The sequence below is a fragment of the Limosilactobacillus secundus genome, from assembly GCF_020784695.1.
Lineage (GTDB): Bacteria > Bacillota > Bacilli > Lactobacillales > Lactobacillaceae > Limosilactobacillus > Limosilactobacillus reuteri_F.
Map to the genome: position 1 here is coordinate 75,287 of NZ_JAJGUA010000026.1, position 25,155 is coordinate 100,441.

A 25,155-nucleotide genomic window follows, 5' to 3' on the forward strand; every position below is an offset into this window, starting at 1 on the left:
TCCTCCTTTCTTCTTATTTATTGTGTTGTTTGCTAAGGCTCTTCTTAGTATTAGCCTTAACTGAGTTCTTAATAGTTACGTAAGACTTGTTTGCACCAGGAACATTACCCTTGATGAGTAATACGTTGTTGTCAAGGTCAACCTTAACAACTTGTAAGTGTTGCATGGTAACAGTCTTGCCACCCATACGACCAGGAAGCTTCATACCTTTGAAAACCCGGTTGATAATGGCACCCAATGAACCAGGACGACGGTGGTAACGAGAACCGTGTGCCATAGGTCCACGAGATTGGTTATCCTTATGGATGTTACCTTGGTAACCATGACCCTTGGTAGTACCCGTAACGTCGACAGTTTCACCTTCTGCGAAAACGTCAGCCTTAACTTCGTCTCCGACTTTAATGTCCCCTAATTCAGCGTCGCGGATTTCACCGATGAAGCGCTTAGGGGTCGTGTTTGCTTTTGCTGCATGACCTTGTTCAGGTTTGTTACTCAAAACTTCCCGCTTGTCATCAAAACCAAGTTGTACAGCACTGTAACCATCGTTTTCAACGGTCTTAATTTGCATTACAACGTTTGGTGTAACATCGATAACAGTAACTGGAACTAATTCACCATTGTCAGTGAATACTTGAGTCATTCCAACCTTTTTACCTAAGATTCCTTTGGTCATGAGTACACCTCCAATTTTATGTTTTATGTATTATTCTTATTCTAACAATTAAAGCTTGATTTCAATATCAACACCACTAGGAAGATCGAGCTTCATTAATGAATCAACGGTCTTAGGTGTTGGGTCAACAATATCGATTAAACGCTTGTGAGTGCGCATTTCGAATTGCTCCCGTGACTTCTTAAATTTGTGTGGTGAACGGATAACAGTGTAGATAGTCCGTTCAGTTGGTAACGGAATAGGACCTGAAATTTGAGCACCTGTCCGCTTAGCGGTTTCAACAATCTTATCAGCAGATTGATCTAAAATACGGTGTTCATAAGCCTTTAACCGAATACGAATCTTTTGTTTTGCCATTATGTTCCCTCCTTCGTCAGATTTGAAATTTGACTAGCTCCGCGGAAATTACCGCCACATCCTGTGGCAAAGCGGCCGGGTGTGTCGCAACCTTCCGCATCAACGCTTCGCAGCTTTCACTTAATAGGGGGTAAGGCAAATCTACCTCCAAAGCTCAAGCACCTATCCATAATACTAAAGAAACGTAATTAGATCAAGGGAAATTTTAGAATATTTTCAATTGAAATATTTTTGTAAAATTTTTTCTAAGTTAGTTAGAAATTATCGATACGAAAATACCATTAATTTTTCTAATGTACTAAAAAGTAATTTATTCCTTTTGATAAAACTCATTAAAATGCCTTTTGAATTTTTGGCTCTACGTCAAGTAGTGTTGATACGCAAATATGAATCTTCGCCAATTAAATTGGTCTAGTTAGAATCGTCATTCGTGGCGGTTCTTTTTAGTTAGTTTGAATTTGGTGGCCAATAATTAAATAAATTCGAGTTTTAAATGCCGTAAAGTAACGATAACCACAGGCAACTCGTTTGATAGTTTTAATTCGATTATTAATCCTTTTGGTTCGACCATTTGAGAACTTCGTCTCAAAGCCTCGCTTAATTCCCTCTTTATAGCGCGCTAAAACCTGACAACGGTGGATTGTATAATGGCTGACACTGTCTGGCCGAAGTTTAAGCAATTGAAAGAAAGTTGTAAAATCACGTTGATTGTAAGCACGCTTCAAGGATTGAATAAAATTATAGGTGGCTCTTAACTCTCGGTCATACGCTAACATTAAGTCTAAGATCATAATTGAATTAACAACGCGATTAAAATATCGTCCTTCGTAATAAAATTTTGTACTTAAATTTTCCCGATCTTGATGAAATAGCCGCCAATAACGTTTAAGCCGCCGAGCTTGTTTCTGCTCCACTGAATCGCCTTTTCGCAAACGGTTAAAGACATGAATTCGCACATGATTCATCGTGTCATTAAGGTGTTTGGCAATATGAAAGCGATCATAAATAATTTGAGCACAAGGAAAAACTGTTTTAACTAGTTGATCATAAGCAGCGTTCATATCCATCACTAGATATTTCACTCGGCAACGAGCGCGACGCGTAAACTGTTGATAGTGTTTAAATAAACTACGTAATCGCCGATCTTCAAGGAGTTCAAATAAACAACTTCGATCACCATCAACAGCAATAAAACTCATCTTGCCTTTAGCGCTCCGCATTGATTTAAATTCATCAATACATAATGTTTCTGGTAGATAATTTAAATTCGGTTTATATTGATCGGCGAGGTCCAAAAGGACCCGCTGGACCGAAGCTTCACTGATAAACAAGTCATGGGCAATATCTTTAATTGTTTGAATTCGCGTTAATCGAAGAATAACTTCACACCTTAAATCACGACTAATTGTCCGTTGCTTTTCAAAAAGATAACTAGTCGCATTAAATGTTGTATGGCAGTCAGGACATTGAAAACGTTGGGTATTAACAAGCAATATCAATGGTTGAGCCCTAAATTGTCCATATTTGTGTTTAGCTTGATAAAAACCATATTTTAAGATTTGACCACGATTAATGACTCCACAATTTGGACAAGCCCGTGGTGTATAAGAAAGGGTACAGGATATTTGTGCCACCCGAACTTTTTTAATTGATTTATATTTAAGCCAATGATGAGGAAAATTTAAATGAGGGTCTGTTAAATTGAGGAGAATTCTTGTATCATTATCCATGGAGGTTACCTTCTTTACTATGTGATTTGGCGATTTCATTGTATCAGAGGGCATGCCTCTTTTTTAGTTTAAAAAGCAAAAATCTGATATTGGTATAGAAAGTGATATTTCTATATCAACACCAGATATTGTAGAACCGAATTTTTTATTACTAAAAAAAGCTACAGTAATCAAACTGTAGCCTTTTAATGGACTTGAGATCACAATGTCAATAATTAGTTATTGCCACCGTTTTTCTTAATAATATCTTCTTGAACAGACTTAGGAACAGCTGAGTAGTGATCGAAAGTCATAGTGAAGGTACCACGACCTTGAGTAGCTGAACGCAATGCAGTAGCGTATCCAAACATTTCAGAAAGTGGAACAAATGAGTGGATTAATTGAGCATTACCACGTTCTTCCATACCATCAATGGTACCACGACGAGCTGTTACTTGACCCATAACATCACCCATGTTGTCTTGTGGTACAACAATGTCAACCTTCATAATTGGTTCAAGGATAACAGGATCAGCTTTCTTAGCAGCATTCTTAAGTGCTAATGATGCTGCAACCTTAAAGGCAGCTTCACTAGAGTCGACTTCGTGGTAACTACCATCATAAAGCTTAGCATGCATGTCAACAAGTGGGTAACCTGCAAGAACACCATTTTGCATAGCTTCCTTTAATCCTTGTTCAACAGCAGGAATAAATTCACGAGGAACAACACCACCAACGATGGCATCTTCAAATTCGAATCCTTCCCCTTCTTTAAGTGGTGTAAATTCGATCCATACATCACCATATTGACCTTTACCACCAGATTGACGAACGAACTTACCTTGAGCACTTGCTTGCTTAGTAAATGCTTCACGGTAGGAAACTTGTGGCTTACCAACAGTAACTTCAGCATGGAATTCCCGACGAAGACGTTCAACAATGATGTCTAAGTGTAATTCACCCATACCAGCGATTAATGTTTCACCAGTTTCTGGGTTAGTTTCAGCTTTGAAAGTTGGATCTTCTTCAGCAAGCTTTTGAAGTCCTTTGTCCATCTTGTCTTGGTCAGCCTTAGACTTAGGTTCAACAGAAACTTGAATAACTGGTTCTGGGAAGTCCATGGATTCAAGTTGAAGTGGATTGTCAGGATCAGTTAAAGAATCACCAGTAGTAGTATTCTTCAAACCGATAGCGGCAGCGATATCACCAGAGAACACTTCTGGAATTTCTTGTTGTTGGTTAGAGTGCATTTGAAGTAAACGACCAACACGTTCACGCTTATCCTTAGTGGCATTAAGAACATATGAACCTGATTGAAGTGAACCAGTGTAGACACGTAAGAATGTTAAACGACCAACAAATGGGTCAGTAGCAATCTTAAATGCTAAAGCAGCGAAAGGTTTGTTGTCTCCAGCAGTTAATTCAACTTCATTACCCTCAGCATCATGTGCAACAAAAGGCTTAACATCAAGTGGTGATGGTAAGTAATCGATAACAGCATCAAGCATCATTTGGATACCTTTATCTTTGTAAGCTGAACCAGCTAATACAGGGAAGATCTTTTCTTCCAAAGTACCCTTACGAATAGCTGCTTTGATTTCGTCAACAGAAATTTCTTCACCTTCAAGGTACTTTTCCATTAAGTTATCATCAATATCAGCTAATGTTTCAACCATTTCGTCATGACGCTTTTGAGCTTCTTCCTTCATATCATCAGGAATTTCAACAGTATCCCAGTTAGTACCGAGCTTATCTTCGTCATAAACATAGGCAACCATCTTAACAAGGTCAACTAAACCGATAAAGTCATCTTCAGCACCAATTGGCATTTGAATAGGGAGAGGAGTAACGTTCAAACGGTCTTTAATAGTTTGAACAGAATAATCAAAGTTAGCCCCAACCTTGTCCATCTTGTTAGCAAAAACAATCCGAGGAACATCAAAGTCATCAGCTTGACGCCAAACGGTTTCAGTTTGTGGTTCAACACCAGCTTGCGCATCAAGAACAGTTACGGCACCATCAAGAACCCGGAGTGAACGTTCAACTTCGACAGTGAAGTCCACGTGTCCTGGAGTATCAATAATGTTGATACGGTGGTCATTCCAAACAGCAGTTGTAGCTGCAGAAGTAATAGTGATACCACGTTCCTTTTCTTCATCCATCCAGTCCATTTGTGAAGCACCATCATGGGTTTCACCAATCTTGTGGATTTTACCAGTATAGTAAAGAATCCGCTCAGTTGCAGTCGTCTTACCAGCATCGATGTGTGCCATGATACCGATGTTACGAGTTTTAGCAAGTGGGTATTCACGTTTATTAGCCATCTTAAAAGAGTATCTCCTTCCGAAATATGGTTATACTTATTTTACCATTATTTTCAAAAAGGGGTGACGTAATCGATGTTTTAACGTCACCCCTTCACTGAAACTAGTTAAATAACCAGAATCAAATGACAGTGATTATTACCAGCGGTAGTGTGCGAATGCACGGTTGGCTTCTGCCATACGGTGCGTATCTTCACGCTTTTTAACTGAAGCACCAGTATTGTTTGAAGCATCGATGATTTCACGTGCAAGACGTTCAACCATTGTATGTTCACCGCGCAAACGTGCGTATTGAACAATCCAACGAAGACCTAATGTAGTACGACGGTCTGGACGAACTTCAATCGGAACTTGGTAGTTAGAACCACCAACACGACGAGCCTTAACTTCCAAGACAGGCATAACATTTTCCATTGCTTGTTGGAATACTTCAACTGGATCATTACCAGTTTCGTTCTTAATTTCATCAAAAGCAGCGTATAAAATCTTAGTAGCAGTTCCACGCTTACCATCAATCATTAAGTGATCAATTAAGCTAGTAACCAACTTTGAGTTGTACATTGGATCTGGTAAAATTTCACGCTTTTGTACATGTCCTTTACGTGGCATTACTTAACTCCTCCTTAAAATTACTTCTTATCTTTAGGCTTCTTAGCACCGTACTTAGAACGTGATTGCATACGGCCTTCAACACCAGCAGTATCTAGAGTACCACGGATGATGTGGTAACGAACCCCAGGTAAATCCTTAACACGACCACCACGAATTAAAACAACTGAGTGTTCTTGGAGGTTGTGTCCAATACCAGGAATGTAAGCAGTAACTTCGATTAAGTTTGAAAGACGTACACGGGCGTACTTCCGTAAAGCTGAGTTAGGCTTCTTAGGAGTCATAGTACCCACACGAGTAGCAACTCCACGCTTTTGTGGTGATGGAGTCTTAATTTCTTCTTTCTTGAAAGTGTTGTAAACATAACCAAGAGCTGGTGACTTTGACTTGCCCTTGTGGCTCTTACGGCCTTTACGTACCAATTGGTTAATGGTTGGCATTATTTTTTCCCCTTCCTTAATTTAAGTCCACACATCCAGGCGGTTCTTTTTTATGAATAAAAAAAGACCTGTATGTATTTATACAATTTTTGTGCCTTCGTTGACGCATCTGCCCAACGACAGACACTCCGTTGCTAAAAAAGCACCTTAAATAGATTATCATGCTCACAAATGAATGTCAACGTATCCTCATCGATTTCTTTTAAATCGTTAATTTAAAAGTGAATTTCATTAAAAATCACGTATTTATTTATTGGGAGGTTTTTTATGTTATTTTTATCATTTTTATTTGGGGCTTCTGTCGCTTCATTTATTACTTCTTGTTGCTATCGTCTTGGTAATAACCACTCTTTAACCATTCCTCAGCGATCATATTGTGATAATTGCCATTCTATTTTGCGATGGTGGCATCTTATCCCTATTTTTAGTTTTATCATCCTTCGCGGTCAATGTTTTTATTGTAAACAAAAAATCAGTTTATATTTGCCAGTAATTGAGTTTTTATCTGGTATTGCTTTCACTACTTTCCTCATTTATGAACCTATTCATGACTTAATTATTCTTCTCTTTCTCACTAGCTTAATCTTTTTAACTTCTACTGATTTTTTTAGTCATGTAATCTATTCTTATTCACTATTGGGATTGGTTCCGATTGCCTTACTATCTATTCCACAAAATTATTTTTACAATTTGGTTTTTGCCTGCATTCTAGTAGTCAGTTTACTATTGTTTGCTACTTTTACTAAGACACTAGGAATTGGTGATATTGAGTTTTTGTTTGTAACATGTCTGATATGGGGATGGTATCAAACACTCTTAATTATCCAATGGAGTTCTCTAATCATGCTATTTATCTTTGTATTTACAAGAAAAAAGAAACTACCATTTATCCCCGCCCTATCCCTTGTTACTATTCTGTGTCTTTTTATACAAGGCTGTTAAAAAATAAAAGACCAGGATACCCTAGTCTTTTACAATGTTTAATTAGTATCATCTTTTACCGGTTTGAGTTTTACTACAAATAAGTTTTGCCCAAATTGAGCGAGATTTTCAATATTTTGTAGTAATAAAAGCAACCAAGAAAAGGCTAAGCCAAATTCAAACAATTCGAATGCTGTTAAGGAAAGATAGTTTGTTAACTTAAAAACAATATATTCAATACTCATTACGGCTCCAATCGTATAAGAAATCACCAAAAATTGTTTAGTAACTTCAGGTAGAACCCACCTAATAACTACAATCAGAATTAGCATAATATACACAAGCCACATTGAAATTCGGTCATGTAAAACATGAAATTCTGGATTATTGGGAAAAAGGCCAATAGAAGCAATACAGATAGCTAACATAATTAACAGCCACCGCAATACTTGAATTTTATAACCGTGATACCGACGTTGAATATTTACAAATAAGTAATCAACTAAAGCAATCATTAACAATCCGGTAAAAATCAAAGTTATATTAAATTGCAGACTTGTGGAATTTTTCGCTGTTCCTAAAAAACTGAAATTATAACGCCACCAGTCTCGTTTAGAATTCGTCAACATTGAAAAAAGCATTCCACCAATAATCATTATTGTTAATAAATTGGTGATAACTCCCGATGATAATGTTAACGCTAAATTAATCATAATATAGTTTATTGCCGCAATAATCACAAATATAAAAGCAGTTGCTGTATAAATATCAAACCGCGCATCCTTAAACATCTGACCGAACAGCCAAAAAATTGCCGATAGCGAAAATGCAATGATTAGGCCGCATGCAATCGTAATTGTTGGCAAACTCCGCCAATGAAAATCTTTGCTAGGCCCTTTTCCGAGAATTTTAGTAATAATAAAAGTTATCAAAAACGATAGAATTCCACTACATACTCCTAAGATTAAAGCACCATTGGCAATGGAATAATCATCACCTGTTATCGGGACTGTGTTAATTTTTTTAGCGCTAAAAAAAGCTAAAAATATTGCAGCTAAAATAATTGAAGGAATCACATACCAGAAAATGTTAATTTTAGGTAGTTGATCACTCACATTTATTGGACGGATGTTAATTTGCTTATGGTTAACACTAAGAGAGAGTTCTTCATTGGTAGAGAAATCTGTCTTTTTAAATGCTGAGTCAGGAATTTCTATCTGATATTTTTTTGCCAAATAATCACCTCATTTTAAACTAAAAAGGCAATGGCCCCTTCACAGGTTAACCATTGCCTTTTTTATAAATTAGTTTTGCTTATCTTCTTCTTTTAACTTAGCCTCAATATCTTTAATTGAGTAAGCAGCTACACTAACTTCTTTTGGCTTGATATTCCGGTAAGCACTCATACCAGTACCTGCAGGAATAATCTTACCAATAATAACATTTTCTTTCAATCCAACCAACGGATCGTTCTTACCACGAATAGCAGCATCCGTTAATACACGTGTAGTTTCTTGGAAAGAAGCAGCTGACAAGAAACTGTTTGTCTCTAAGGCAGCCTTAGTAATACCAAGAATAACAGGACGAGCGGTTGCAGGAATATTACCAGCAACTAAAGTATCCTTGTTAGCATCACGGAATTGACTGATATCCATTAATTGACCCGGTAGAAGGTCAGTATCACCTGGATCCATGACACGAACTTTCCGCATCATTTGACGAATCATAATTTCAACGTGTTTATCTAACAAGTCAATACCCTGCATCCGATAAACACCTTGAACTTGCGATAAGAGGTAAGTTTCAGTAGAAAGAACATCACGAACCTGGATTAATTCCTTAGGATCAATCGAACCTTCATTTAGTGGTGCTCCACGGTGAATGAAATCACCTTCAGCAACTTTCATCCGTGCTGTAATTGGAAGGGTGTAAGTTCGGGTATCAGTTTCACCCTTAATCGTAATATCCTTCGTCCGTTCAGCTGGATTTTCTTCGATAGACACAACTTCACCAGTAACCTCTGTAATTGTGGCCCGACCTTTAGGATTACGTGCTTCAACAATTTCTTGGATACGTGGAAGACCTTGCGTAATATCATCGTTACCAGCAACCCCACCAGTGTGGAAGTTACGAAGGGTTAACTGAGTACCTGGTTCACCAATTGATTGAGCGGCAACCGTTCCGACAGCTTCACCAGCTTCTACACGGTCACCAGTAGCTGCATTTCGTCCATAACAACGTTCACATACACCATGTTCAGTGTTGCAAGTAAATGCTGAACGAATAGTTACTTTCTTTACGCCTGCATCAACAATCTTTTGAGCCATTTCTTCGTTGATAAGGACATTCTTACCAACAATCTTTTCCCCAGTCTTAGGATCAAAGACAGACTTCATAGTGTAACGGCCCATGATTCGATCATAAAGTGGTTCAATCATTTCGTTACCGTTTGTAATAGCAGTAACTTCAAGTCCACGATCAGTGCCACAGTCTTTTTCACGAACAACTACATCTTGCGCAACATCAACCAGACGACGAGTTAAGTAACCTGAGTTGGCAGTCTTCAAGGCTGTATCAGTCATACCTTTACGAGCACCGTGTGATGAAATAAACATTTCCAACACTGAAAGTCCTTCATAGAAGTTTGACTTAACAGGTAATTCCATAATCTTACCGTTTGGTGATGCCATCAATCCACGCATTCCGGCTAACTGAGTAAAGTTTGAAATGTTCCCCCGCGCACCAGAGTCGGACATCATGTTAATTGGATTATGGATATCCATATGTTCAATCAACTTGTTTTGAACTTCATCCTTCGCATCGTTCCATGCACCGATTACTCGTTCATAACGTTCATCGTCTGTAATTAACCCACGACGGAATTGCTTAGTAATTAAAGCAACTTGCTTTTGTGCCTTATCAAGAATTTCTGGTTTTTCTGGTAAATCATGAATATCAGACATAGCAGTAGTTAAACCAGAAATAGTTGATTCGTAGTAACCTAAGTCCTTAATACGGTCTAAGAATTGAGAAGTCTTCGTAACTTTATAACGCTTATATACTTCAGCGATCAAGTCAGATAAGAAGCCCTTCTTAAATGGTGGAACTAATGGTGCATTTTCAAGATATTCATGGATATCTTGACCAGGTTCAAGGAAGAAACGATCATCAACACCATTTTGAATATTTGCATCTGTTGGTTCGTTAATGTAAGCAAAATCTTTTGGCATAATTCGGTTGAAAAGAAGCTTACCAACAGTTGTCACCATGATCTTGCCTCGTTGTTCATCAGTAAATGGCTTTTCAGGAAACGCAGATACTTGAACTCCAACACGAGTTTGTAATGAAACATAGTCATTGCGGTAAGCAAGTTCAGCTTCATCAGTATCCTTGAAGATCATTCCTTCACCTTCACGACCCTTATCTTCAGTAGTCATGTAGTAGTTACCAATAACCATATCCTGTGATGGTGAAACAATAGGTTCTCCGTCACGAGGACTAAGAATATGGTGAGCAGCAAGCATTAACAAACGTGCTTCCGCTTGAGCTTCATCAGATAATGGAACGTGAATAGCCATCTGGTCCCCATCAAAGTCAGCGTTATATGCTGAACATACTAATGGGTGAAGACGCATTGACTTACCGGAAACCAAGATTGGTTCAAACGCTTGGATACCTAACCGGTGAAGAGTAGGTGCCCGGTTCAATAGAACTGGGTGTTCCTTAATAACGTCTTCCAATACATCAAAGACATCATCATCACTGCGATCAATCTTACGCTTAGCAGCTTTAACGTTAGCGGAAAGACCACGCTTTACCAGTTCATGCATAATAAATGGCTTAAATAATTCAAGTGCCATTGGAACTGGTAATCCCATTTGGTTCAACTTCAATGATGGACCAACATCAATAACGGAACGACCAGAGTAGTCAACACGTTTACCAAGTAAGTTTTGACGGAAACGTCCTTGCTTACCCTTAAGTAAGTGAGAAAGTGACTTCAATGGACGGTTACCTGGTCCAGCTACTGGACGTCCGCGGCGACCATTATCGATTAAGGCATCAACAGCTTCTTGAAGCATCCGTTTTTCATTTTGAACAATAATTCCAGGTGCTTGTAATTTAAGAAGTCGCTTTAACCGGTTATTACGGTTAATAACCCGCCGATATAAATCGTTCAAATCGGAGGTAGCAAAACGTCCCCCTTCAAGTTGTACCATTGGCCGCAAGTCAGGTGGCATAACTGGAATTACATCCATAACCATCCATTCAGGCTTGTTTCCTGACTTAATGAAAGCTTCAAGAATATCAAGACGACGAATAGCACGAGTCCGTTTTTGACCAGTAGCTTCTTTCAATTCTTCTTTTAATTCAGCAGCTTCCTTTTCTAAGTCAACATCAGCTAAAAGTTTTTGAATAGCAGCAGCTCCCATTTCAGCTTTGAAACGGTCACCATATTCTGCTTTTTTATCACGATATTCAGCTTCAGTTAAAAGTTGTTTCTTTTCAAGTGGAGTATCACCTGGATCAAGAACAACATATGAAGCAAAGTAAATAACTTCTTCAAGCGAACGGGGACTCATATCTAATACAAGTCCCATTCGACTTGGAATTCCTTTAAAGTACCAAATGTGAGATACAGGAGCAGCTAATTCAATGTGCCCCATCCGTTCACGACGAACTTTTGCACTAGTAACCTCAACACCACAACGGTCACAAACACGACCTTTGTAACGGATACGCTTGTACTTTCCACACGCACATTCGTAATCCTTGGTTGGGCCAAAGATTCGTTCGTCAAACAGACCCTGCTTTTCTGGCTTTAATGTCCGGTAGTTAATAGTCTCGGGCTTTTTAACTTCCCCATATGACCAACTACGGATCTTATCTGGAGATGCCAGACCGATCTGCATACTTTCAAATTTATTGACATCAATCAAAGGATGTTCCTCCTTCTTTCAGTAAACCGTAGCAACCTAAATATTAATTTTGATTAGTTTTGTCATCGGTAGTTGTTGAAGTTGCTTCAGACTTATTTTCTTCTTCGTTCTTCTTATCGTCTGTTTTATGTTCTTCTGCATATTTAGCTAATGCATCAACATTTACAACTTCATCGTCATCTTCGTCCATGTTCTTTAACTGAATTTCCTTGTTGTTACCATCAAGAACCTTCATATCAAGACCTAATGCTTGTAATTCCTTAACAAGAACACGGAATGATTCTGGAACACCTGGCTTAGGAATTGGTTGACCATTGATGATTGCATCATAAGTCCGAACACGACCAACAGTATCGTCTGACTTGTAAGTAAGGATTTCTTGAAGAGTGTAGGCAGCACCATAAGCTTCAAGAGCCCAAACTTCCATTTCACCGAAACGCTGTCCACCAAATTGTGCCTTACCACCTAATGGCTGTTGAGTAACAAGTGAGTAAGGACCAGTTGACCGAGCGTGAATCTTATCATCAACCATGTGAGCTAACTTAAGATAGTGCATTGAACCAACAGCAATCCGATTTTCAAATGGTTCACCGGTACGACCGTCATAAAGAATTGTCTTACCGTCTTCTGGGAATCCAGATTCACGAACAGCATCCCAAACATCTTTATCAGATGCGCCATCGAATACTGGAGTAGCCATATGAATTCCAAGACGACGAGCAGCCATTCCTAGGTGCAATTCAAGAAGCTGACCAATGTTCATACGACTTGGCACACCCATTGGACTAAGCATAATATCAATAGGGGTTCCATCTGGCATGTATGGCATATCTTCTTCTGGCACAACGATAGAAACCGTACCCTTGTTACCATGACGTCCAGACATCTTATCCCCAACTTGGATCTTCCGCTTTTGTGCAATGTAAACACGAACCATTGTATTTACACCTGGTGATAATTCATCCCCATTTTCACGAGTGAAGACTTTAACATCTTGAATGATTCCGCCACCACCATGAGGAACACGTAATGAAGTATCACGAACTTCACGTGACTTTTCACCAAAGATAGCGTGCAGAAGGCGTTCTTCGGCAGATAATTCAGTCATTCCTTTTGGAGTAACCTTACCTACTAAAATATCTCCATCATGAACTTCAGCACCGACACGAACGATCCCGTTTTCATCAAGATCTTTCAACGCATCATCACCGACGTTTGGAATTTCCCGCGTCATTTCCTCAGGTCCAAGCTTGGTTTCACGTGCTTCAGATTCGTATGATTCAATGTGGATAGAAGTATAAACATCGTCTTTAACTAATCGTTCATTAATAGCGATGGCATCTTCGAAGTTGTATCCTTGCCAAGTCATGAAGGCGATTAACGGATTTTGTCCAAGAGCTAATTCACCTTGTTCCATTGATGGACCATCGGCTAATACATCATCAGCGTCAACGTGTTCACCAACTTTAACAATCGGACGTTGGTTGTAGTTCTTACCACCGTTTGAACGACGGAACTTCATTAACTTGTAGGTATCAAGTGTTCCATCTTCTTCACGAACCCGTACTTCACGAGCATCAACATATTCAACCGTTCCTGGCTTCTTAGCAATCATTGCAACCCCAGAGTCATGGGCAGCCTTGTAGTCAATCCCAGTACTTACCAATGGGGCATGAGGATTGATCAAAGGAACAGCTTGCCGTTGCATGTTAGCACCCATCAAGGCACGATTAGAGTCATCGTTTTCAAGGAATGGGATACATGCAGAGGCAACAGAAACAACTTGCTTAGGAGAAACATCCATGTAATCAATGTTTTCAACACTGGTTTCGATGTAGTCATCCTTATCACGAGCCATTACTTGATCGTCAACAAATGAACCATCATCATTTAATGGTGTGTTAGCCTGCGCAATGATGAAATTATCTTCTTCATCAGCGGTTAAGTAATCAATCTTATCAGTTACCTTGTGATCCTTCCAGGAAACACGACGGTATGGAGTTTCGATGAATCCATATTTGTTTACTCGTGCGTAAGATGAAAGACTGTTAATAAGACCAATGTTAGGACCTTCTGGTGTTTCAATAGGGCACATCCGGCCATAGTGAGTATAGTGAACGTCCCGCACTTCATATCCAGCCCGGTCACGAGTTAAACCACCAGGACCAAGAGCTGAAAGACGACGCTTATGAGTTAATTCACCTAATGGGTTAGTTTGGTCCATGAACTGGGAAAGTTGGGATGAACCAAAGAACTCTTTAATAGAAGCAACCACTGGCCGAATATTAATTAATTGCTGTGGAGTAACAGTGTCAGGATCTTGAATTGACATCCGTTCACGAACAACCCGTTCCATCCGTGCAAGACCAATCCGGAATTGGTTTTGAAGTAATTCGCCAACTGATCGAATACGACGGTTACCTAAGTGGTCGATATCGTCTGTACTACCAATACCTTCTTGTAAGTTAAAGAAGTAGTTTAAGGAAGCAAGAATATCAGCTGGTTCAATGTGCTTGTATTCTAATGGGATATGACCGTTACCAATAATAGGTACAACTCGATCAGGATCAGTCTTAGAATATACTAAAATCTTTTGTAACTTAACTGGTTCAGTTACAACTGCTTCATCTGATGGGGTGTAAGTAATAGTCTTAAAGTCATCACGGTCTAAGTAAGGTTCAAGCTTATTAAGCAATTCCTTAGTTACCGTATCACCCTTTTGTGCTAATACTTCACCAGTATCAGGATCGGCTAAAGTTTCAGCTAAAGTTTGTCCAAGTAAACGGTACTTAAGCATTAACTTCTTATTCGTCTTGTAACGACCAACTGGTGCCATATCATAACGCTTTGGATCAAAGAAACGAGCTGTTAATAAGCTCCGTGCTGAATCAGCAGTCTTTGGTTCACCAGGACGAAGCCGTTCATAAATATCCTTTAAAGCCTCTTCAACTCGAGAATCTTCAGCATTTTTGTGAACATCTTTATCCAAGGTTAATGATAATGTCTCACTATCGCCACCGAACATGTCAATAATTTCATCGTCAGAACCAAAGCCCAATGCACGAATTAATTCAGTCATCGGCAACTTACGAGTCCGGTCGATTCGAACATATGAAACATTCTTAGCATCAGTTTCGTATTCTAACCATGCACCACGGTTTGGAATAAAGGTAGCACCGTAGTTTGGCCGACCATTTTTATCATTTTCTTCACTATAGTAGACCCCTGGTGAACGAACTAATTGTGAAACAATAACCCGTTCGGCACCATTAATAATGAATGTACCTTGGTCAGTCATTAATGGGAAGTCACCAAAGAATACATCTTGAGACTTAATCTCACCAGTTTCATGGTTAGTTAACCGTAACGTAACATGAAGTGGTGCTGAGTAATTAGCATCGTGTTCACGAGCTTCGTCAACAGTATACTTAGGTTCTAAAAGTTGATAGTCAACGAATTCCAAAGAAAGCTTTCCTTGAAAATCATCAATTGGCATAATATCATCAAACATTTCCCGCAAACCTTTTTCCATGAACCAATTGTAAGAATCGGTTTGGATTTCAATAAGGTTTGGCAATTCGAGAACTTCTTTAATTCGCGAGTAGCTACGACGGGTACGGTGTTTACCGTATTTAACTAAATGTCCAGCCAAACTGTTCACCTCTCTAATTTATTCCGCGAGCTCATTTAAATATTACAATTTGATTACAATTTGCCCAAAATACAACTTTTGGGCAAAAAAAATCCAAAAACAGTTTAACGACTGTCTTTGGCTTTTATGCAGAATCTGATGGACAATAGATCACCAGGTTCAAATGAACTCACAATTATATACTATTAAAGTATACAAGTTCTATTAGATTTTGTCAACAATTATTTTTATATTTTTTAATTTTTTCCGCCCCAATTTGATAAACCGTTAATAATGCAATCTAGGATTAATTGGTCACGTTGTTCTGGGGTAATTGAATGACCACCAATTAATTGAGAAGTACCAAAAATTGGAGTTAATCCTGCAATAAATAATTCAGCAGCTTCTTTAGGAAGAATATCAGGCCGTAACCCTACATCTGGTTGACGGAAAAATGCTGCAATCGGTTCTAGATAATCCATTGTAAAAATCATATTAAGTTTTTGCTGTGCACTTTTCGATAATAAGCGCATTGCCTGATTGTATTGGTCGTAAATACTTAATGGATGATGTTTTTTTAATGCCTTGGTGATTTGCCATAATTGTTCATTCGGTGACAAATCATGTTTACGCATTACTTTATTAATATCTTGGCGAACTTTTCCACATAAATTAGTCATTACATCCAGATATAAAACCTCTTTATCGCTGAAGTGGTGGTATAAAGCCGGTTGTGTAATTCCAATCTGTTTGGCAATATCCCGTGTTGAAGTTTCACCAAATCCCTTTTGTAAAAATAACTTTGTAGCGGTTTTTAAGATTGCTTGTCTTGTCTTTTCTAATTGTTCCGCTCGCTTCATTTATTGTTCATCCCCTATTTTTAATCATTAATTATCTGATAAACACATTATAAGACTATAACTTATCTTTTGACAACCGTTTTAGAAAAATAATCATCAAATGCGATAAATGAATGCAATTCGGTAGCCTTCTCTTCTATTATCATTAGAGAACAAAAGTTACAATTATAACGTTTTTTAAACTACATAAAACTTAAATGTTCATTTTGTGTATTTTAGATTTAATGAAGCTAGAATACAAAACGGTAAATTACTCTGCACTTTCAGAATAATTTACCGTTCTTTTTACCTATTCAATTTTAATTCAACAGCTTTATCTTCATCCGGCTTTTTCACTTTAAAAGTAATTTTACCTTGACGCGCACCTACTGTTACGTCATCCCCAACATTGATTTCACCACTAAGTAGTCCAGTACTCAAATCATCTTCAATATGATCTTGTAAAGCACGACGAAGCGGACGAGCTCCATAAGCAGGATTGTAACCAAGTTTTGCGATTACATCAATTGCAGCAGGCGTAACTTTCAAGTTAATGCCTTGCTCACTTACCCGTTTATTTAAATCATTAACCATGAGTTTAACGATTTGATGAAGTTCGTTCTTTTGTAATGCATGGAAGATAATCGTTTCATCAATCCGATTAAGAAATTCTGGGCGGAAGTATAACCTCATTTGTTGCTTAATCGCCGCTGCCATCGCATTATAGTCTTGTGACATATCTTTGGCCCCAAAACCAACTTCTTTTTCATCCTGAAGCTGAGTTGCTCCAAGGTTAGAAGTCATAATAATAATGGTATTTCTAAAATCAACGCGTCGACCTTTTGCATCAGTTAAGTAACCATCATCTAAAACTTGAAGTAATAAATTAAATACATCGGGATGTGCCTTTTCAGCTTCATCTAATAAGACAACTGAATATGGATGTTGCCGTACTTTTTCAGTTAATTGGCCACCCTCGTCATAACCGACATATCCTGGAGCAGCACCAATCAAGCGACTAGTACTATATTTTTCCATGTATTCTGACATATCGATCCGAATCATATTATCTTCCGAGCCAAACATTGCAGCAGCTAATGCCTTGGCAAGCTCTGTTTTTCCTACCCCAGTTGGTCCTAAAAACATAAAAGAACCAATTGGCCGACTAGGATCCTTAAGACCGCTTCGTGCACGACGAATTGCTTTAGCGACTACGGTAACTGCTTCATCCTGACCAATTACTCGTTGATGAAGAACCTTTTCCAAGTTAACCAGTCGTTCACTCTCACTCTTCTTCAATTGAGTTAAAGGAACCCCTGTCCATTCAGCAACAACTTGCGCAATGTTTTCACCAGTTACTTTCAATTTATAGTTATGAGATTCCTTTTGTTGAGTGCGTTGCTTTTTGCGGTCAATCTTATCTTTTAGTGCTAATTCTTGTTGACGAAGAGTAGCTGCACGATCAAAGTCTTGATTATCAATTGCTTCTTCTTTTTGGGTTCTCAAATCTTCTAACTGACTTTCTAATGAAGGCTGATGATTTTTCTTATCTTCAGCATCAATTCGAACCATAGCTGCCGATTCATCAATAAGGTCAATTGCTTTATCCGGCAAGAACCGATCCGAAATATAACGATCTGACAATTTAACTGCTTCTTCTAGCGCTTCATCGGTAATCTTAGCATGATGGTGCTCCTCATACTTTGGTCGCAGTCCTCGCAGGATTTGTAGAGTTTGGTCAGTAGTCGGCTCATCAACTTGAACAGTGGCAAAGCGTCGTTCAAGTGCCGCATCCGATTCTATATATTTCTGATATTCATCAAGCGTAGTAGCACCAATTGTTTGCAACTCGCCTCGTGCCAAGGCAGGTTTCAAAATATTGGATGCATCAATTGCACCTTCAGCGCCACCAGCACCAATTAAGGTATGGAGTTCATCAATAAAAAGAATCACATGCCCGTCATTTTGAATTTCATCAATTACTTTTTTAAGACGATCTTCAAATTCTCCTCGATACTTGGTACCTGCAACTAATGATCCCATATCAAGCATCATCAAACGTTTATTAGCCAATTCAGCTGGAACCTTACCATCAACCATCCGCTGAGCAAGTCCTTCAGCAATCGCCGTTTTCCCTACCCCCGGTTCTCCAATCAAAACAGGGTTATTCTTGGTACGGCGACTGAGAATTTGTTCCACACGTTTAACTTCCTTATTTCGACCAATTACAGGATCAAGCTGGCCGTTCCGAGCAAGTGCTGTCATATCACGAGCTAGTTTATCTAATGTTGGTGTACCAGTTTGCTGGGGCCGTCGACGAGATGATTGACGATTAGAATTGCGTTGCTGACTATCAGCAATCCCCAACCGACGTAAGATTACTTTTCTCATCTGCCGCGGAACAACATCTAAACTATACAAGATTCGTGAAGATAGGACACTTTCATCCGCAATTAATGCTAATAACAAGTGTTCAGTGCCAATTTTTAATGCATGCATTTGTTGAGCTTCTCGCCCAGCTAATGATAATACCTGCTTTGCTTTTGGTGAATATGGAAGATAATCTGAAGCTCCCAGATTTTCCAGCGTTCCATAGCCAATCAAGCGTTCAATTTCTTCACGAATATCATCGCTTGTAATAGAAAATTGTTCAAATATTTTGTTAGCAATCCCATCTTTATCCATTGAGAGGGCAAGCAAAAGGTGTTCAGTCCCTACTGCTTGGTGTTTAAAGTATTTCGCTTGTTCTTGTGCAATTGCTAGAACATGCTTTGCACTTGGCGTGAACATATTATCCATGTACAATCCCCCTTTTAACTTTCATAGCGAAGTCGATTCAAGAATGATACTAATATACGAGCGCGAAGTTGATCTTCAATCTTACTATCATTAACTGCTAGCGCTTGTTTAGATAATGCAACAAGCATAAGGTCTCCTTCACGCCTCGTAATCACGTCTTCTTCATATAACGTTCGAACAATATCAAAAGCATCACGTTCACGAACCGAGTCGCCAATTGCTTGAATAAGTGAGTTTAGCACGTTTACATCATCAAGTAAATTAACTCGCTCGATTCGAATGTATCCGCCGCCTCCACGCTTACTCTTTACTAAATAACCATTTTGAATGGTAAACCTAGTCTTAATAACATAATTAATTTGTGACGGTACCACATCAAACTGGTTGGCAATCTCAGAACGACGAATTTCGACCTGAGCTGAGTCACCAAGTATTTCTTTTAAGTATGCTTCGATAATATCTGAAATACTTTTATTTTCCATTATATCACCTCGGCTCTTTTGACTAATCTTGACCATTATTTTAACACACTTTTAGAGTCGGCGCCTACCTGTATGACCATTCAGTTACACATTTAAGAAAATAATAAAGACTAGTGAAGCATTCAAGTGCAACACTAGTCTTTTAGAGAATTAAATATGAACTACTTTTTTAATTAATCGTTATCGTTGTGAACAAAATCAACAACATTCCGACCAACAACCTTGTTATCCTTAAGTTCTTGGATCATATCATTAATTTCGCTTAACTTACGAGTCTTAACAATTGGGTGAACCTTACCTTCGGCACCAAATTGGAAACATTCAGCTAAGTCTTGACGGGTACCAACTAGTGAACCAGCAACAATGATACCATCAAGAACCGTCTTAGCAATGTTAAGCTTCATGTCACCTTGTGGAAGAGCAACAGCAACAAGTTTACCATCTGGGCGAAGTGAATCAACCGCTTGGTCAAATGCTGATGCAGAAACAGCTGTTACTACAGCAGCATTAACACCGCCAACCTTTTCTTGAATTTGCTTATCAACATCACCGTCATGACGGTTAATTAAAATTTCAGCACCATTCTTCTTAGCAGCTTCAAGCTTATCAGGATTACCATCAACGGCGATAACATGAGCACCAAATACGTTGTGAGCAAATTGAATTCCCAAGTTACCTAAACCACCGGCACCAACGATTGATACCCATTGACCTGGTTTGATGTCAGCAACCTTTAATGCTTTGTACATCGTAACACCAGCACAAGTTAATGAAGTAGCTTCAACAGGATCAAGACCTTCTGGAACCTTAACAGCGTAATCAGCTGGCACGATACATTGCTCAGCCATTGCACCGTCAGCAGTGTAACCTGCATTAAGAACGTTACGACAAAGAGTTTCACGACCTGTTAAACAATATTCACAGTGTCCACACCCCTTGAAGAACCATGCAATTGATACACGATCGCCAACTTTTAAGGAAGTAACTCCAGGGGCAACTTTAGATACACGGCCAACCCCTTCATGACCGATAATACGACCTGGCTTCTTACCAAAGTCTCCAGCAGCAACGTGTAAATCAGTGTGACAAAGGCCACAATATTCCATGTCAACTAAAGCTTCACCGGGCTTCAAATCCCGCAGTTGAACATCTTTAACAGTAACAAAACCGTCTACTGGATCATTAATAACAGCAGCTTTCATAAGGTAAGATCTCCTTTATTAATAAACAAATTACTTTTTACAATGCTTATAGTACCATAACTCCTAGACAAATTTAAAGTGAAATTTTGCACATTTGTCAAAATGAATAATTTTCTTTTCTATTTAAAATATTGATATAACAATGACAAAACTCAGTAAATCAATTTAATTCATATTGTATAGTAAATCACTTACTAATTATCTCTAAAACTTTATCGTTATAACTTTAGACGTTCCCTATTAATAATGAATGTTATAATTTAATCAATTAGATAAAGGAGTGAGTATAATAATGTCTTATGGATATATCACCAAACTAAGCGAAAATGTAGAACGGCAACATGTTCGTTACAATAATCGTTATGGAATGGCAATTGCTGCTGATGTCTATACCCCTAAGGATCTAGAAGAAGACAAATTGTTACCTGCCATCATAATCGGGGCACCGTATGGAAGCACAAAAGAACAGGCAGCCGCAATTTATGCAAATACGTTTGCTCAATTAGGTTTTGTTACCCTCGCATTTGATCAAGTGTACATGGGCGAGTCAGCCGGCGAACCTCGTCATGTTGCTTCTCCAGATTTGTATGCAGAATCCTTCAGTGCCGCAGTTGACTATTTAGGCACAAAAGCAAAACATGTCAATCGTGATCAAATTAGTGTTATCGGTATCAGTGGGGGAGCTGGGTTTGCTCTTAGTGCTGCAGCTGTTGATACACGAATTAAATCTGTTGTGACAATTTCAATGTATGATATGACAGATATTCGTGAAATGGCTAATCTTGCTCCTGAACAATTATTCCAACTTAAAGATCAATTATCAAAACAACGGTGGGATGATTTTGAAGATGGACAACCTGACTATCATCCATCCTTCCCAGAAGAACCATATGATAGTATTGACGATTTGCCAAATCATGATGAATTAACAAACGAGTGGCTTCGTTTTTATGCTCTTAAGCGCGGTTTCCATCCAAATGCACGTGGAACCGCAACAACTACTTCTAATTTAGCCATGCTTGAATTTTCTGCCTTAGACTATATTAAAGAAATTTCACCACGACCAATCCTATTTATTTATGGAGACAAAGCTCACTCCCGATCTTATTCCGAACGAGCTTATTACCTTGCTAACCAACCAAAGCAACGATTGATCGTAGAAGACTGTGAGCATATTGATCTTTATGATAAGATGGAGAAAATTCCAGTAGATCAAATTTCGAAGTTTATAAAAGATAGTTTCAATGCATAATCAAATGACAGAATGCCAATCAGCATCTCAATTATAGAATGCTGATTGGCATTTTATTTTTAATATTTTCGGAAGTTAATAGTAAAAGACTGCTATCACTTCTATGTATAGGAGTGATAACAGTCTTTTTAACTTATCGGAATTACAAGATTTGAACTTGCGACCTCTGCGTCCCGAACGCAGCGCTCTACCAAGCTGAGCTAAATTCCGAAAAAATAAGCGTAACAGTTAAACTGTCACGCTTACTATAATTAGTGCACCCAGAAGGAGTCGAACCTTCAACCTTCTGATTCGTAGTCAGACACTCTATCCAATTGCGCTATGGGTGCATATAAGCGGAAGACGGGATTCGAACCCGCGACCCCCACCATGGCAAGGTGATGTTCTACCACTGAACTACTTCCGCATGTCTCTGATAAGTTATTTCCTATCAACGATTATTAATATTACACGAAAATCTCATCAATGTCAACAAGAATTTCAAAAAATATTAAATGCGGATGAAGGGACTTGAACCCTTACATCAAAATGATACAAGATCCTAAATCTTGCGCGTCTGCCAATTCCGCCACATCCGCAAATTAATGGAGGATACAGGGCTCGAACCTGTGACCCCCTGCTTGTAAGGCAGATGCTCTCCCAACTGAGCTAATCCTCCATAAATAGGCTTGCTATATAAATCAGCCTATTTAATATATCATCTATATACTTTTTTGTCAAATCCTATTTAAGATTTAATTCAATTAATTTTTCATCAATCATGGCTAAGACCTTCTTAGCTGCAGCCGGATCTTCAACAAAATCATATTTATCGCCATCAATAACCATCTTAGGGCTTTCATTATAATCCTCATACCATTGAACATAACGTTCGTTTAAATTCTTATAATATGAATATAAGGAAGGATCATTAGCGATTTGTTCAAATGAACGTCCCCGCTTCTTAATCCGTTCAAGCATTGTCTCAAATGAAACCCTAATTGTAATTAAAAGGTTGGGGGCTTTTTGGTGTGGTTGCTCTGGTAATTCTTCCATCATATTACCTAATAATGAAGAATAAATATTTGACTCTGTTTCCGTAGCTCGGCCCATATCCGCGTTTAACTTGAATAATAAGGCATCTTCAAAAATTGACCGGTCCAAAACATTTAAATCATTCGAGTATGAATCTTTAATCTCATCAAGCCGCTTGTTTAAAAAGTAAATCTGTAATAAGAAACCATATTTTTTAGGATCTTTATAAAAAAGCGGCAAAATTTTATTATCGTCAACAGATTCATAGAAAGCCTGACTATTAAGATGGTCTGCCAACAGCTTTGTCAAACTAGTCTTTCCTGCACCGATTGTCCCGGCTAAAGCAATCATTAGTTATTTCCCCCTGTTTCAAATTCAAAAAGTAACGAAAACAATTCTAACATTTAAAATAAAAAGGAGCGAGTATTTTCTCGTTCCTTTTTATTTTATTAATCATCTTCTGGTTCGTACGATTCACCCTTTGTTCGCCGTGATAAATCAACCTTATCAAGCGGAATCAAGTGCGTCTTATAACGAATCTTGTAGTAGAAGAAAAGAATTAAGAATAATGGAATTCCCATGTAAGTAATCAAGATGTTTTGCCAATCCATTTTTACAAAAGCATCGATGTTTTGACCACAAATAACGATAATACATAAAGCAAGTGCGAATACTGGACCGAATGGGAATCCTGTTGCGTGATACTTCAATTCGGAAAGCGTATGTCCCTGCTTAAGGAAAGCTTTTCTAAAACGATAATGGGAAACTGCAATTCCTAACCATGCAATAAATCCACACAATCCTGATGCACCAATTAAATAGTTATAAGCTTTTGGACCAATAAATTGGGTTGCATAGGCTGCTAATGAGACAACCATTGTTCCTAGTAAAGCATAAATTGGAATACCACGCCGGTTTACATAACCAAAAATCCGCCATGCATATCCTTCACGTGCTTGTGAATAAAGCATCCGGGTTGAGGCATATAAACCAGAGTTAGCAGCAGAAATGACGGCAGTTAAGATAACCGCATTCATTGCACTAGCTGCAAAGGCTAATCCCGCTCGCTTAAACACAATTGTAAATGGACTCATTGTAATGTTTGAAACATCTTGATTCAATAAGTTCTTATCTGTGTAAGGCAGGATACAAGCAATAACAAAAATAGCAAAAATATAAAAAAGTAAAATTCGCCAGAAAGTTGAATGGATTGCCTTGGAGACAGACTTTTCTGGTGTAGCAGCTTCACCAGCAGTAATTCCAACTAATTCTGTTCCTTGGAATGAGAAACCAGCAACTAAGAAAACACTAATAATTGCTGGCACTCCCCCAACAAACGGTGCTTGCTTGTAGTGGAAGTTGCTTAATCCAACAGGCTTGCCGCCCATAATTCCAAAAATAATTGCAACACCAACAATTAAAAATACGATAACTGTGACCACTTTGATTAAAGCAAGCCAAAATTCAGTTTCACCATAGGATCGTACCGATAAATAATTGATTAAGAAAATTAACGCCATCACTGTTACACTAAAAATCCAGCCTGGAACATTGGGAAGCCAATAATTCATTACAATACCCGCAGTTGTAACATCAACGGGGATTGTAATTGCCCAGTTAAACCAATAGTTCCAACCAAGAGCAAAACCTAGTGCTGGATCAACAAATTTCGTCGAATAAGCTGAAAACGACCCCGTCAATGGCATATATGTTGCCATTTCACCTAGACTCGTCATTAGGAAATAAACCATAATTCCCATAATTCCATATGCAACTAATGCTCCACCAGGTCCTGCAGTTGAAATAGCGGATCCACTGGCAATAAAAAGTCCAGTACCGATTGTCCCACCAAGAGCAATCATGGACAAGTGACGTGTCTGTAATGTCCGTTCCATATGACCCGTCGACTTAGATTCATCTGCCATAAATATATTTCCTCCAAATTTGTGTGCCTTAACGTCAA

At 38.5% G+C, this 25,155-nt stretch carries 17 protein-coding genes and 5 tRNA genes; 2 read left to right on the plus strand and 20 right to left on the minus strand.

What is annotated here, in order from left to right:
• Window positions 1-13: 13 nt before the first annotated feature.
• From rplC to rpsL, 6 genes are all read right to left on the minus strand, one after another.
• Window positions 14-673 (minus strand): 50S ribosomal protein L3, encoded by a 660-nt coding sequence (rplC, locus tag LMB57_RS03010; protein ID WP_003664567.1) that lies wholly within the window; start codon window positions 671-673, stop codon window positions 14-16.
• Between the two features lie 48 nt (window positions 674-721).
• Window positions 722-1,030, minus strand: a complete 309-nt coding sequence (rpsJ, locus tag LMB57_RS03015; RefSeq protein ID WP_003664569.1) for a 30S ribosomal protein S10 — start codon at window positions 1,028-1,030, stop codon at window positions 722-724.
• A 443-nt stretch (window positions 1,031-1,473) separates the two neighbouring features.
• The gene (locus LMB57_RS03020) at window positions 1,474-2,760 is read right to left on the minus strand and encodes an ISL3 family transposase (RefSeq protein ID WP_229271873.1); all 1,287 of its coding nucleotides are present in this window, start codon (window positions 2,758-2,760) and stop codon (window positions 1,474-1,476) included.
• Window positions 2,761-2,975: 215 nt separating this feature from the next.
• Window positions 2,976-5,063: an elongation factor G gene (gene fusA, locus LMB57_RS03025; RefSeq protein WP_003674892.1), complete on the minus strand. Its 2,088-nt coding sequence runs from the start codon at window positions 5,061-5,063 to the stop codon at window positions 2,976-2,978.
• Between the two features lie 138 nt (window positions 5,064-5,201).
• Window positions 5,202-5,672 (minus strand): 30S ribosomal protein S7, encoded by a 471-nt coding sequence (rpsG, locus tag LMB57_RS03030; protein ID WP_003668788.1) that lies wholly within the window; start codon window positions 5,670-5,672, stop codon window positions 5,202-5,204.
• A 20-nt stretch (window positions 5,673-5,692) separates the two neighbouring features.
• Window positions 5,693-6,112, minus strand: coding sequence for a 30S ribosomal protein S12 (gene rpsL, locus LMB57_RS03035; protein WP_003664576.1), 420 nt, complete (start codon window positions 6,110-6,112; stop codon window positions 5,693-5,695).
• Between the two features lie 267 nt (window positions 6,113-6,379).
• Here rpsL and LMB57_RS03040 point away from each other — a divergent pair, with 267 nt between their 5' ends.
• Entirely contained in the window at window positions 6,380-7,054 is a 675-nt protein-coding gene (locus LMB57_RS03040) for a prepilin peptidase (protein WP_229271874.1), read from the plus strand.
• Between the two features lie 38 nt (window positions 7,055-7,092).
• Here LMB57_RS03040 and LMB57_RS03045 read toward each other — a convergent pair whose 3' ends face one another.
• The 7 genes from LMB57_RS03045 to adhP form a co-directional block, all read right to left on the minus strand.
• The gene (locus LMB57_RS03045) at window positions 7,093-8,268 is read right to left on the minus strand and encodes a DUF998 domain-containing protein (RefSeq protein WP_229271875.1); all 1,176 of its coding nucleotides are present in this window, start codon (window positions 8,266-8,268) and stop codon (window positions 7,093-7,095) included.
• Window positions 8,269-8,337: 69 nt separating this feature from the next.
• A complete protein-coding gene (gene rpoC, locus LMB57_RS03050) occupies window positions 8,338-11,973 on the minus strand; it encodes a DNA-directed RNA polymerase subunit beta' (RefSeq protein ID WP_078009234.1) in 3,636 nt (1,211 codons plus the stop codon).
• Window positions 11,974-12,016: 43 nt separating this feature from the next.
• The gene (rpoB, locus tag LMB57_RS03055) at window positions 12,017-15,634 is read right to left on the minus strand and encodes a DNA-directed RNA polymerase subunit beta (RefSeq protein ID WP_003674901.1); all 3,618 of its coding nucleotides are present in this window, start codon (window positions 15,632-15,634) and stop codon (window positions 12,017-12,019) included.
• Between the two features lie 227 nt (window positions 15,635-15,861).
• Window positions 15,862-16,464 carry a TetR/AcrR family transcriptional regulator gene (locus LMB57_RS03060; protein WP_003664584.1) on the minus strand — a complete coding sequence of 201 codons (603 nt, stop codon included), beginning with the start codon at window positions 16,462-16,464 and terminating at the stop codon, window positions 15,862-15,864.
• A 285-nt stretch (window positions 16,465-16,749) separates the two neighbouring features.
• The gene (locus tag LMB57_RS03065; RefSeq protein ID WP_229271876.1) at window positions 16,750-19,242 is read right to left on the minus strand and encodes an ATP-dependent Clp protease ATP-binding subunit; all 2,493 of its coding nucleotides are present in this window, start codon (window positions 19,240-19,242) and stop codon (window positions 16,750-16,752) included.
• Window positions 19,243-19,256: 14 nt separating this feature from the next.
• Window positions 19,257-19,724 carry a CtsR family transcriptional regulator gene (locus tag LMB57_RS03070; RefSeq protein WP_013923834.1) on the minus strand — a complete coding sequence of 156 codons (468 nt, stop codon included), beginning with the start codon at window positions 19,722-19,724 and terminating at the stop codon, window positions 19,257-19,259.
• Between the two features lie 173 nt (window positions 19,725-19,897).
• Complete coding sequence (gene adhP, locus LMB57_RS03075; protein ID WP_229271877.1) at window positions 19,898-20,926, minus strand: alcohol dehydrogenase AdhP; 1,029 nt, start codon at window positions 20,924-20,926, stop codon at window positions 19,898-19,900.
• A gap of 292 nt (window positions 20,927-21,218) precedes the next feature.
• Between adhP and LMB57_RS03080 the strand changes: the two genes are divergently transcribed.
• On the plus strand, window positions 21,219-22,178 hold the full coding sequence (locus tag LMB57_RS03080) for an alpha/beta hydrolase (RefSeq protein WP_229271878.1): 960 nt from the start codon (window positions 21,219-21,221) through the stop codon (window positions 22,176-22,178).
• A gap of 136 nt (window positions 22,179-22,314) precedes the next feature.
• On the opposite strand, the gene LMB57_RS03085 is transcribed toward LMB57_RS03080, so the two are convergent.
• The 7 genes from LMB57_RS03085 to LMB57_RS03115 all read right to left on the minus strand — a co-directional run bounded on the left by LMB57_RS03085 (window position 22,315) and on the right by LMB57_RS03115 (window position 25,117).
• Window positions 22,315-22,388, minus strand: a tRNA-Pro gene (locus LMB57_RS03085).
• Between the two features lie 45 nt (window positions 22,389-22,433).
• Window positions 22,434-22,507, minus strand: a tRNA-Arg gene (locus tag LMB57_RS03090).
• Between the two features lie 5 nt (window positions 22,508-22,512).
• Window positions 22,513-22,584 (minus strand) — tRNA-Gly (locus LMB57_RS03095).
• Between the two features lie 89 nt (window positions 22,585-22,673).
• Window positions 22,674-22,756: transfer RNA gene (locus LMB57_RS03100), tRNA-Leu, on the minus strand.
• 7 nt (window positions 22,757-22,763) lie between these two features.
• Window positions 22,764-22,836: transfer RNA gene (locus LMB57_RS03105), tRNA-Val, on the minus strand.
• Window positions 22,837-22,901: 65 nt separating this feature from the next.
• The gene (locus LMB57_RS03110) at window positions 22,902-23,543 is read right to left on the minus strand and encodes a deoxynucleoside kinase (RefSeq protein ID WP_003668798.1); all 642 of its coding nucleotides are present in this window, start codon (window positions 23,541-23,543) and stop codon (window positions 22,902-22,904) included.
• 98 nt (window positions 23,544-23,641) lie between these two features.
• Window positions 23,642-25,117: an amino acid permease gene (locus LMB57_RS03115; RefSeq protein ID WP_035168573.1), complete on the minus strand. Its 1,476-nt coding sequence runs from the start codon at window positions 25,115-25,117 to the stop codon at window positions 23,642-23,644.
• Window positions 25,118-25,155 lie beyond the last annotated feature (38 nt).

Bases quoted from the DNA above. Each gene is read 5' to 3' on its own strand.
- rplC (WP_003664567.1), bottom strand. From the start codon at position 673: ATGACCAAAGGAATCTTAGGTAAAAAGGTTGGAATGACTCAAGTATTC.
- LMB57_RS03070 (WP_013923834.1), bottom strand. From the start codon at position 19,724: ATGGAAAATAAAAGTATTTCAGATATTATCGAAGCATACTTAAAAGAA.
- LMB57_RS03020 (WP_229271873.1), bottom strand. From the start codon at position 2,760: ATGGATAATGATACAAGAATTCTCCTCAATTTAACAGACCCTCATTTA.
- fusA (WP_003674892.1), bottom strand. From the start codon at position 5,063: ATGGCTAATAAACGTGAATACCCACTTGCTAAAACTCGTAACATCGGT.
- LMB57_RS03040 (WP_229271874.1), top strand. From the start codon at position 6,380: ATGTTATTTTTATCATTTTTATTTGGGGCTTCTGTCGCTTCATTTATT.
- LMB57_RS03115 (WP_035168573.1), bottom strand. From the start codon at position 25,117: ATGGCAGATGAATCTAAGTCGACGGGTCATATGGAACGGACATTACAG.
- adhP (WP_229271877.1), bottom strand. From the start codon at position 20,926: ATGAAAGCTGCTGTTATTAATGATCCAGTAGACGGTTTTGTTACTGTT.
- LMB57_RS03080 (WP_229271878.1), top strand. From the start codon at position 21,219: ATGTCTTATGGATATATCACCAAACTAAGCGAAAATGTAGAACGGCAA.
- rpsG (WP_003668788.1), bottom strand. From the start codon at position 5,672: ATGCCACGTAAAGGACATGTACAAAAGCGTGAAATTTTACCAGATCCA.
- LMB57_RS03060 (WP_003664584.1), bottom strand. From the start codon at position 16,464: ATGAAGCGAGCGGAACAATTAGAAAAGACAAGACAAGCAATCTTAAAA.
- rpsJ (WP_003664569.1), bottom strand. From the start codon at position 1,030: ATGGCAAAACAAAAGATTCGTATTCGGTTAAAGGCTTATGAACACCGT.
- LMB57_RS03110 (WP_003668798.1), bottom strand. From the start codon at position 23,543: ATGATTGCTTTAGCCGGGACAATCGGTGCAGGAAAGACTAGTTTGACA.
- LMB57_RS03065 (WP_229271876.1), bottom strand. From the start codon at position 19,242: ATGGATAATATGTTCACGCCAAGTGCAAAGCATGTTCTAGCAATTGCA.
- rpsL (WP_003664576.1), bottom strand. From the start codon at position 6,112: ATGCCAACCATTAACCAATTGGTACGTAAAGGCCGTAAGAGCCACAAG.